We start from the raw sequence: 10,277 nt of genomic DNA, 5'->3' as shown, positions 1-10,277 counted from the left end.
CCTTGAGGGACCCTGGGTCCCTCAAGGAGGCCCCCACGGACTTCCCCGCACCGCGCCCAGCCGTACCTGCTCAACCGTCGCGCCTGCACGGCGCGGCTACTTGCGCCTGCCACGCATCGGACTTTCCCGGCCTCGGCGCTCGATGTGCTGAAGGCGCCCTTCAGCACGTCCGACGCACTGAAAGCGCCCTTCAGCACGCTCGGCTCTCGCCCGACCGGGAGACTCGGACGCCTGAACGTGGAACTCGCGCTCCCGAACGTGGAACTCGCGCCGGTGAACGTGGGACTCACGCCCCGAACGTGGGACTCGCCCCTGAAGGTAGGACCCGCAGGGGGCGGTGACGCTGGGGCATCGCGTCGAGGTCGAGGCGGTGATCACCCGGCCGTGTGAACCTTCGGAGTTTCACCATTCGTGGCAACACATTCACCGTTTCGTGGGACGGCAACACCCGGTTGCCCCATCAAGATCGTAATCACCCAGAGTGATCGCCACCCCAGGTGCTACCCAGAGTGGTCGACCACCGAAAGAGAGACCCCGCCGCAAAACACGAAAGCCTTACGTGTTTATCGTAGGAGGATTAAGCGCTCCCAGTAGCCCTCAAGAAAGAGACTCCGACGGTTTTTGACACCGCGCCAATCAGCTGAAAATCTCCCCTTGCTCATCGCGAGAGCACCCAAGAAAACAAATCCGATAAAAGGGAGACCTGAAATGCAGATGTTCGCCCAGCACGCGCACCACGCCCACGACATCCTCACGGGCGTGCTCGCGCACCTGGCGCACCTGCTCGGTTGGCTCGTCTGACCCGGCGCATCTGAACGACCGGGGGTCGGCACGTTGGCGCGGGTCGGCCCCCGACCACCTCACCGGGTGGAACCCCGGTGAACAATGGTCTTGAAAACAGCCCGGCGCCGTTCACGGCGGCCGGGCTGCCCTCATTTCCCGACGAATACGCAAGCCCCGGACGGCTTACCCCGGACGTGGCCACGCCGTACGAGAGCTCACCGCCGGCGGAACCCGCCGAGCAGTTTCCCGATCGCGGCGATCCGGCGCGATGGGGTGAGGGCGGGGACGGTACCGAAGCTGTCCGCGGGCAGGGTGTCGAGACGCCGCAGGAGCCTGCCGAAACTGTCGATCTGCCGCCACGCCAGCGCGACGTCGACGAGGTGGCCCCGCCGGTCGGCGAGCAGGTACTGCGGGGCGGTGACCAGCGCGATGCCGGGAATCCGTTGCTGGTAAAGGGGTTCGCCCTCGCCGAAGTGGATCAGCGCGGTCGGCGCGGACACCCGGGTGGGGCCCGGCTCGGCACCGCGCCACTCGAGATCCGCCAGCGACGCCAGCTCCCGCGTCGTCGCGTAGAGCAGTTCCGGTTCGGCCGCGCCGGTGGGACCGTACGACCCCGTCGCGGGATCGTCCCGGTATTCGACGGCGCCGAGGTGCTCGATCGCCAGCCCCGCCACGGCACGCCTGCCGCCCGGGCCGCCCGCCCACCAGTCCGGGTGATCGTGCAGCCAGCGTGTGGTGGCCTGACCTTCATCGGTCAGCGCCGGGATGCGCAGATGTCCCGTGGTGAGCACGAAGACGACGGTGCGTTCCGGCGGCCGCCCGGCGAGTTCGCGGGCGAGCGTGACCAGCCCGAGATGCCCGTTCTCCTCCACGACGTTGGGCCCGTCGCTGTGGCTGACCACCAGCACGGTCTCCTCGGGCCGCCGGGTGCCTTCGACGGCAGCCCACACCGTCCGGGTCGGCGTGTCCGGCCGGAGGACGGCGTCGAGCACCAGCGTCGCCCGCTCGCCACCACGGGCCGCGCCGAGCACGGTGTCTGCCGCCTCGCCCGCGACGAAGACCGCGGGAATGTCCTGATAGGGCAACGTGAACGGGATGTACTGACCCCGCGCGTTGGCCGCGCTGATCCCCCGCCAGACGAACACGACCGCCCGCACGCCGGCACGCCGCGCCCGCTTCAGCCCGAGCCCGGCCAGCGTGGCAGGCACCAGCGGATTCGCCAGCCGGCCCCAGGCGTCGCCGGGGTCCCACGTGCCCACGATGCCACCGAAGGGCAGCGCGCGGTTGCGGATCTCGACCACCGCGATCCCGCCGCGAGCCCGCGACCAGCGCGGCAGCGGCCCCCGAAGGTGACGCAGCGGGCCGGAAACCCCGTCCGGCCCGGTCGCGCCCGAGTACGGGAACGCCGAGGAGATCTCCACGTCTTGACCACCAGCCGTGAGCCGGACGCCGGTCTCGGGCACCTCCCAGCGGGTGAAGGTGTGCTGGTCTTCGCGTACCTCCAGGCCCAATTCGGCGAGCTGCCCCGCGACACGGCCGATGAGGCGTTCGTGCGCGTCCGAACCGGTGAACCGGGGACCCAGTTCACGGAGAAAGTCGATCTCGTCGGCCACGAAGTCCTCTTCGTCGTGCGGCATGGTCCTCATCCTCTCCCGGCCCGGCACCCGGCGCGACACCATCGGTAAACGTGAAGAATGTTCATGGCCAGCGGTCGCCGCCAGGGACTACGCTGCGGTAACAAGGCAACGGCGCACGAGGGTGAGGCTGTCGATGGGCGATGGGGCGGCACGGCTGGCCGGGATCGTCGGGGACAAGAACCTGCTGGTCGGCGAGGCGATCTCGGAGGACTACGGGCACGACGAAGCGTTGAGCGTCGAGCCGAGGAGGCCGGCGTACGTCGCGAAGCCGTCGACGGCGGAGGAGGTCGCGGAGTTGCTCAAGGCGGCGTCCGAACTCGGTATTCCCGTCACCGCGCGTGGTTCCGCCACCGGCCTCTCCGGCGGTTGCCGTCCCGAGGCGGGCGGGCTGGTGGTCTCCTTCGAGCGGATGAACGCCGTGCTGGAGGTCGACACGGTCAACCACGTCGCGGTCGTCCAGCCGGGCGTCACACTGTCCGAATTGGACGGAAAGACCGCCGAGGCCGGGCTCGGCTACACCGTCTATCCCGGCGAGCTGAGCGCGAGCGTCGGCGGGAACGTCGGGACCAACGCCGGGGGCATGCGCGCGGTCAAGTACGGCGTCACCCGCCACAACGTCCTCGGCCTGCAAGCGGTGCTCCCGACCGGGGAGATCATCCGCACCGGCGGCAAGGTCTCGAAGATCTCCACCGGCTACGACCTGACGCAGCTCATCATCGGCTCCGAGGGCAGCCTCGCGCTCGCCACCGAGATCACGGTCAAGCTGCACCCCCGGCTTCCGAACGGCGCCACCGTACTGGCCCCGTTCGGCGATCTCGACCAGGTGATGACCGCGGTGCCGAAGATCGTCGCCGCCGGTCTCGACCCGCACATCCTCGAATACATCGACAACATGACGATGGGCGCGATCGTCTACACCGAGAAGCTCGAACTCGGCGTCCCCGACGAAATCCGGGACAAGACCCAGGCCTACCTCGTGGTGGCGCTGGAGAACCGGCACGAAGACCGCTTGCACGAAGACGTCGAGACGCTGGGCGAGCTGCTCGGCGAACTGGGCGCCACCGAAGTCTACGTGCTCGAAGGAATCTCCGCGCGCAAGCTCATCGAGGCACGGGAGAAAGCCTTCTGGACCGCCAAATCCGTCGGGGCCGACGACGTCATCGACGTCGTGGTCCCCCGTTCGGCGATGCCGGAATTCCTGGCCAAGTCCCGGGAAATGGCACTGGCCACGGGCGGCGGCGCGCTCGGCTGCGGGCACGCCGGCGACGGGAACGTGCACCTCGCGATCTTCTGCAAGGACCCGGCGACGCGGAAGAAGCTGCTGACCGACATCTTCGCGCTGGCGATGACACTGGGCGGCGCGATCTCCGGCGAGCACGGGCTCGGCCAGACCAAGGCCGGGTACTACCGCGAGCTGGAGGATCCGGGGAAACTCGAGCTGATGCGGCGCCTCAAGCAGGCCTTCGACCCGGCCGGGATCCTCAACCCGTCCGTCCTGTTCGGATGACCACAGTGGACAGACACAGTGGATAGAGAGAAAGCGCAGAGCATGACCGATCTGAACGGCGCCCAGTCCCTGATCCGCACACTGGTCGACGCCGGTGTCGACGTGTGCTTCGCCAACCCCGGCACGTCGGAGATGCACTTCGTGGCCGCGCTCGACTCCGTCCCCGAAATGCGTGGTGTGCTCGGGCTGTTCGAGGGCGTCGTTACGGGTGCCGCGGACGGTTACGCGCGTATCGCGGGGAAACCGGCCGCGACGCTGCTGCATCTGGGGCCCGGCCTCGGCAACGGCCTGGCGAACCTGCACAACGCGCGCCGCGCGCACACTCCGATCGTCAACGTCGTCGGCGATCACGCGACCTACCACAAGCAATACGACGCCCCGCTGGAATCCGACATCGATGCCGTCGCGGGCTCGCTCGAAGGCTGGGTCCGCCGTTCGGGCCACCCGAAGGACATCGGGGCCGACGCCGCCGCGGCGGTCGCGGCCGCGCAGGACGCCCCCGGCCGGGTCGCCACGCTGATCCTGCCCGCGGACGTCTCATGGGGCGAAGGCGGCGAAGTCGCCACACCCGTTGCGCCGCGAGCACCCCAGCCGGTCGATGCCGCCACGGTGAAGAACGTCGCCGAGGTGCTAGGCAGCGGTGAACCGGTCGCGTTGCTCATCGGCGGCGCCGCCTGCTTCGAGCCGGGACTGCTGGCGGCGAGCCGGATCGCGGCGGCGACCGGGGTGAAGGTGTTCGTCGAGACGTTCCCCTCGCGGCTCGAGCGCGGCGCGGGGCTGCCGTCGATCGAGCGGCTCGGCTACCTCGCCGAGCAGGTCGCCTACCAGCTCGACGGCGTCAAGCACGTGATCGTCGCCGGGACGAAGCCGCCGGTTTCGTTCTTCGCCTACCCAGGAAAGCCGAGCGACCTGGTGCCCGAGGGCGCGCAGGTGCACACGCTCGCCGACGTCGGGCAGGACGTCGTCGCCGCGCTGGCCGACGTCGCCGAACTGGTCGCCGTGGACACGGAACCCGTGCTGCAGCAGCCTTCCCGGCCTGCGGTGCCATCCGGGCCGCTGACCCCGCAGAACTGGGTCGAGGTGATCGGCGCGCTGTTGCCGGAGCGCGCGATCATCGCCGACGAGGCCAACACCTCCGGGCTGTTGCTGCCCGCGGCGACGGCGGGCGCGCCCCGCCACGACGTGCTGACGCTGACCGGCGGCGCCATCGGGTACGGCATGCCGGTGGCCACCGGTGCGGCTGTCGCGGCGCCGGACCGGCCGGTGATCAACCTGCAGTCCGACGGCAGCGCGCTGTACACGATTTCGGCTCTGTGGACGCAGGCGCGGGAGAACCTGAACGTGACGACGGTGGTGCTCAACAACCACGCGTACGCGATCCTGCGGCTGGAGTTGCAACGCGTCGGCGCGGAAAGCGGTGGCCCCAAGGCGAACGAGCTGCTCGACCTGTCCCGGCCGGACATGGACTTCGTGAAGATCGCCGAGGGCATGGGTGTCCCGGCGACGCGAGCGACCACCGCCGAAGAGCTGGCCGAGCAGTTCGCGCGGGCACTGGCCGAGCCGGGCCCGCACCTGATCGACGCCGTCGTCCCGCCGCTGCTCTGACCGTCCGAAAGGGACAGACATGCCGACCGTGACGAAGATCGACCCGCCCGGCGAGATCCGCTCGCTGGCCGTGCTCGACCGCGTCGACTACGCGGACACGTTCCGCATGGACACCGTCAAGGCGACGTCCCGCAGCCCCGAGCAGTGGCTGCGGGACGTGCTGGAAAACGGGCCGCTGCGGCATCTCCTCGTCCTCGGCTGGTCGTTACTCGGTGCGCGTCTCGGCCCGCTCCGGTCAGCGGATCACCTGCTGGGCTGGAAGATCGACGAGCGCTCCGACGACCACATCCGGCTCTCGGTCGACTGGCGGCTCGGGCTCGGCGCGAATCTCGTCCTGCGTACCAGCGAATCCGCGGTGACGCTGGCGACCTTCGTGGAGCTTCGCAGCGTCCCGAGCCGTGTGGTGTGGCGGCTCATCACGCCGTTCCACCACTGGTCGTTGCGTTTCCTGCTCACCGACGCGGCACGGCGGCCGGCCCCGCCACTGGCCGTCCTCTGGGTCCAGCGGCACGTCGCGAACCCGATCTCCCGCCGGATCGCCCGGTTCCTGCCCGGGGAAGCCGTCCTGGAAACCATCGGGCGGCGTTCCGGCCTGCCCAGGGAGACGCAGATCGGTGGACGGCTCGAAGGCTCGACGTTCTGGATCGTCACCGAGTTCGGCCGCCAGTCGCAGTACGTCCGGAATCTCGAGGCGAACCCCCGGGTCCGGCTTCAGCTCGACGGCCGCTGGCGCACCGGCACTGCGTCCATTGTGGACGACGACGATCCTCGGGTACGGCTGCGGAAACTGCCGTGGTTCAACAGTCTCGTCGTGCGCACGGTGGGCACGAACCTGCTCACCGTGCGCGTCGACCTCGACTAGCACTCAGGGATCACGGACCGAGGGACAGACAGTGCCGACCGGAGCGGATTCGGTCCAGACCTTCGTCGCGTCCAGGGCACCGGAGGATGGCTGATTTCGGCGTTCCAGAACACTCGCGAGCGGAGTCCGCCCTGACACGTCACACGGTTCGCCGGTGTCCCGCCGGGCCTTCGGCGGCCGCGCTTGCCGGTTACGTGGCAGGTCGCGACTCCGCGAGCTTGAGCGCGGTGCGGGTCGGCAGCAGTGCGACGAGGCGGCGGACGAGGCGGTTCGCGCCACCGGAGACGACGCTGACCGGCGGGGTACGCCGGTCGAGTGCCTTCAGCGCCGTGGTCACCACCTGCTCCGGTGTCTGGAACCGGGTGCCGCTGGTGTCGGTGCCGCCACGCGCGTAGAACTCGGTGCGCGTCGGTCCCGGCGAGACGACCATCACCGTCGGCCCCGCGGCGCGCAACTCGTGCGCGAGCGCCTCGGTGAAGCGGATCACGAACGCCTTCGCCGCCGAGTAGACGGCCATGAAGGGCACCGGCAGGTATCCGGTCAGGCTCCCGACGTTCAACAACGCACCACGCCCGGAGGCGACCAGATCCGGCAGGAAGGCATGGCAGATCTCCACCAGGGCGACGATGTCGAGGTGCAGCTGCGCGCGCACCTCGTCCTCGGTGGAGTCCGCGAACGGCTTGGTCAGCCCGATACCGGCACAGTTGACCACTGTGTCCACCCGGATCTCCAGCGCGTCCAGCCGCTTCTTGAGCAGCGGCCCGCCGCGCTCGGTGCGCAGATCGAACGCCACCGGACGCGCCAGGCGTCCCGTCCGCACGGTGATGTCCGCCGCCAGTTCCCGTAACGCGTCCTCCCGGCGCCCGACGAGCACCACGTCCGCGCCACGACGGGCCAACCGGCGCGCGAACTCGGCGCCGATCCCGGAACTCGCCCCGGTCACGAGCGCGGTGGTCCCTGTGTACCGCATCGGTCTCCCGTCCACGGCCCGCCGGCCGCTCACACTCGATGTAATAATCTCTCACATTGAGCGTAGCCAAGTATGTGAGAGGCTTCAACATTGGGAGGATCCATGGCCGGGCGAGACACGTATCATCACGGCGATCTGAGGAACGCGCTCCTGGATGCGACCATCGAGCTGGTCCGGGAACGTGGCGCGAGGGGATTCAGCGTTTCCGAAGCCGCTCGCCGCGCCGGCGTGTCCCTCTCGGCGCCATACCGTCACTTCGCCGACCGCGACGCGATGCTCGCCGCCACCGCACAGCACGCTTTCACCGAACTGGAGGCGCAGTTCACCGCCCTCGCCCTGGAGCCGACGCTCACCGGCCGCGCCGCGCAGATCGCCGTCGCCTACGTCGCGTTCGCCCGTGAGGACCCGGCACGGTTCGAGGTCATGTTCGCCGCCGGAATCGACAAGACCGCCCATCCTGAGCTACTCGACCAGACCCGCCGCGTCCAGACACAGCTGGCGGAAGCGCTCTCGCCCCACGTCCCACCGGCGGAGCTCGTGGATCGCGCCGCCGAACTGTGGTCGATCGCGCACGGCGTCGCCGCCCTCACTGTCGGCGGGAACCTCCGCCATGTCGTCGACCCGCCACGCATCGACACGATCGCCGCATCGGCCGCGCGCGCCTGGGCGACCGGCACCCCAGGACCCGGCAGGTGAGCACGCGCCGCGACGAGGTCCGCGCTCGGCGGCGACCGCGCCCGGCGCGATACCCGTGACTCGGGGAGCGCGCTAGGCGGCGACGAGTTCGCCGGTTTCCTTCCGGGTCTTCGGTACCAGCGCGGTGAAGCCGATACCGGCCAGTGCCGCCACCCCGGCGACGACGAACGTCGCGCGGAAGCCGGTCAGCGAAGGCGCGGTCACCACGCCGACGGTGATCGTCATGTTCGCGAGCATCGTCGACATCACCGCGCTTGAGGTCGAGGTGCCCACCGAGCGCATCAGCGAGTTGAGCCCGTTGGCCGCGCCGGTCTCGCTCACCGGCACCGCGCCCATGATCAGTGACGGCATCGCGGCGTAGGCGATGCCGACCCCGGCGCCGATGATCACCGACGCGGCGATCAGCTCGAAAGCGTTGTCCAGCAAGAAAAGCGCGAAGACGTAGCCGAGCGCGATCACCGCCGAGCCGATCATCAGCGTGCTGCGGGCGCCGAATCGGGTGGTCAGCCGTGCCGACACCGGCGACAGCAGCATCATCACCAGACCGTTGGGCATCAGGCAGAGACCGGCGACGAGCATCGTCAGGCCCAGCCCGTAGCCGGTCGCCGTGGGTGCCTGCAACAACTGCGGGAACGACAGGAACATGGCGTACAGCGCGAAGCCGACGAGGATCGACGCGAGATTCGTGAACAGCACCGGCCGCCGCGCGGACACCCGCAGATCGACGAGCGGGTCGCGGCGGCGCAACTGGTACCAGCCCCAGCCCAGGAGGAGCACGACCGACGCGCCGCCCAGCCCGAGCGTGGTACCGCTGCCCCAGCCCCATTCCCCGCCCTTGACGATCGGTAGCAGCAGGCAGATCAGCCCGGCGGCGAGCCCGAGCGTGCCGAGGTAGTCGAACGGGGCGGGGCTGCGCACCGGGGATTCGGGGACCACGAACAGGATCAGCGCCAGGCAGCACGCGCCGAGCGCGCTGGAGCCCCAGAACAGCACGTGCCAGTCGAGGTTTTCCGCGACGAGCGCGGCGATCGGGAGCGCGAGCGCGCCGCCGACCCCGAGCGTCGCGCTCATCAGCGACACGGCGCCGCCGACCCGCTCGGGCGGGATCTCGTCGCGCATGATGCTGATGCCGAGCGCGACGATGCCCATCGCGAGCCCTTGCAGCGCGCGGCCGACGATCATCAGCGCGAGCGAACTGGTCAGCGCGCACAGCACGGAGCCGAGGATGAGCAGCACGAGGCTGCCCACCACGACCCTGCGCTTGCCGTAGAGGTCGCCGAGCCTGCCGCTCACCGGCGTCACCACCGCGGCCGCCAGCAACGTCACCGTGACCACCCAGGACGCGTTGGTCGCGGTGGTGTCCAGGAGCCGGGGGAACGCCGGGATCAGGGGGACGACCAGCGTCTGCATGAACGAGACGACCAGGCCGCAGGAGGCGAGGACGCCGACGATCAGCGACGGATTACGGGAGTCACCCGAACGAGACACGAATACCCCAGCGAGTCTGTTTGTGCACAATACACACGTTGTGGATCATACACATCATGACCGGCGAACGGACCGTACGTGATCGAGCCGACGTGCTGAACGGGCTCAGCCGCGAGCTGAAACTGCTGAGCAGGCACCAGGTCCTGCCGCACAGCCTGGCGACGCCGCTCGCGCTGGAGCGCTCGGCGTTCCTGCTGCTCAGCAGGCTGGAAGCGGACCAGCCGATGTCGCTGCGGGAACTGGCCGAAGCGTTCGGCCTCGACGTGTCCACGGTCAACCGCCAGGTCGCCGCGCTGCTGCGGCAGGGACTCGCCGAGCGCATCCCGGACCCCGGCGGCGGGCTCGCGCGGAAACTGCGCGCCACCGCGGAAGGCAAGCGGAAGCTGCGCCAGGATCAGGCCCAGCACCGGGCCGGTCTCGACATGATCATGACGCACTGGTCCGCCGCGGACCGGCACACGTTCTTCGAGCTGCTGCGCCGGTTCAACGAGGACATCGAAGCCCTGGAGGGCACCACGCCCTGGCCGCGCGACGAGGAGAGCTGAAGGGGACGTTCTCCACCCATGCCCCCGCCACCACCCTCAACGGAGACGCTTCGCGTCCAGTCTTGATCCCGAAGACGTACTGAAGGGGGGGGTTGTGGGAATGGATGGGGGGGATGGAACCCACACGGACCACCCCCCCGCTCCCCCCCCGCGGCCGGGGGGGGCGGCGGCTGTGGTGTGGGAG

General features: G+C 69.7%; 8 protein-coding genes. 5 read left to right on the top strand and 3 right to left on the bottom strand.

Annotation, left to right across the window (positions count from 1 at the left end):
• Positions 1-998: 998 nt before the first annotated feature.
• Complete coding sequence (locus ACFWX1_RS45670) at positions 999-2,420, bottom strand: hypothetical protein (RefSeq protein ID WP_378396197.1); 1,422 nt, start codon at positions 2,418-2,420, stop codon at positions 999-1,001.
• Between the two features lie 133 nt (positions 2,421-2,553).
• Here ACFWX1_RS45670 and ACFWX1_RS45665 point away from each other — a divergent pair, with 133 nt between their 5' ends.
• The 3 genes from ACFWX1_RS45665 to ACFWX1_RS45655 are packed head-to-tail and all read left to right on the top strand — an operon-like array spanning position 2,554 to position 6,394.
• Entirely contained in the window at positions 2,554-3,927 is a 1,374-nt protein-coding gene (locus ACFWX1_RS45665; RefSeq protein WP_378396196.1) for an FAD-binding oxidoreductase, read from the top strand.
• A 42-nt stretch (positions 3,928-3,969) separates the two neighbouring features.
• Positions 3,970-5,532 (top strand): acetolactate synthase large subunit, encoded by a 1,563-nt coding sequence (locus ACFWX1_RS45660; protein WP_378396195.1) that lies wholly within the window; start codon positions 3,970-3,972, stop codon positions 5,530-5,532.
• Positions 5,533-5,551: 19 nt separating this feature from the next.
• The gene (locus ACFWX1_RS45655) at positions 5,552-6,394 is read left to right on the top strand and encodes a nitroreductase/quinone reductase family protein (protein ID WP_378396194.1); all 843 of its coding nucleotides are present in this window, start codon (positions 5,552-5,554) and stop codon (positions 6,392-6,394) included.
• A 190-nt stretch (positions 6,395-6,584) separates the two neighbouring features.
• On the opposite strand, the gene ACFWX1_RS45650 is transcribed toward ACFWX1_RS45655, so the two are convergent.
• Complete coding sequence (locus ACFWX1_RS45650) at positions 6,585-7,364, bottom strand: SDR family NAD(P)-dependent oxidoreductase (RefSeq protein ID WP_378396193.1); 780 nt, start codon at positions 7,362-7,364, stop codon at positions 6,585-6,587.
• A 102-nt stretch (positions 7,365-7,466) separates the two neighbouring features.
• Between ACFWX1_RS45650 and ACFWX1_RS45645 the strand changes: the two genes are divergently transcribed.
• A complete protein-coding gene (locus tag ACFWX1_RS45645) occupies positions 7,467-8,060 on the top strand; it encodes a TetR/AcrR family transcriptional regulator (protein WP_378396192.1) in 594 nt (197 codons plus the stop codon).
• A 72-nt stretch (positions 8,061-8,132) separates the two neighbouring features.
• Here the strand turns inward: ACFWX1_RS45645 and ACFWX1_RS45640 are convergent, their stop codons facing one another.
• Positions 8,133-9,548 carry an MFS transporter gene (locus ACFWX1_RS45640; protein WP_378396191.1) on the bottom strand — a complete coding sequence of 472 codons (1,416 nt, stop codon included), beginning with the start codon at positions 9,546-9,548 and terminating at the stop codon, positions 8,133-8,135.
• Positions 9,549-9,604: 56 nt separating this feature from the next.
• On the opposite strand from ACFWX1_RS45640, the gene ACFWX1_RS45635 reads away from it, so the two are divergent.
• A complete protein-coding gene (locus ACFWX1_RS45635; protein ID WP_378396190.1) occupies positions 9,605-10,093 on the top strand; it encodes a MarR family winged helix-turn-helix transcriptional regulator in 489 nt (162 codons plus the stop codon).
• Positions 10,094-10,277 lie beyond the last annotated feature (184 nt).

Source organism: Amycolatopsis sp. NPDC059021, assembly GCF_042739895.1.
Classification (GTDB): domain Bacteria; phylum Actinomycetota; class Actinomycetes; order Mycobacteriales; family Pseudonocardiaceae; genus Amycolatopsis.
This window is presented reverse-complemented; position numbering and strand designations above follow the sequence as displayed.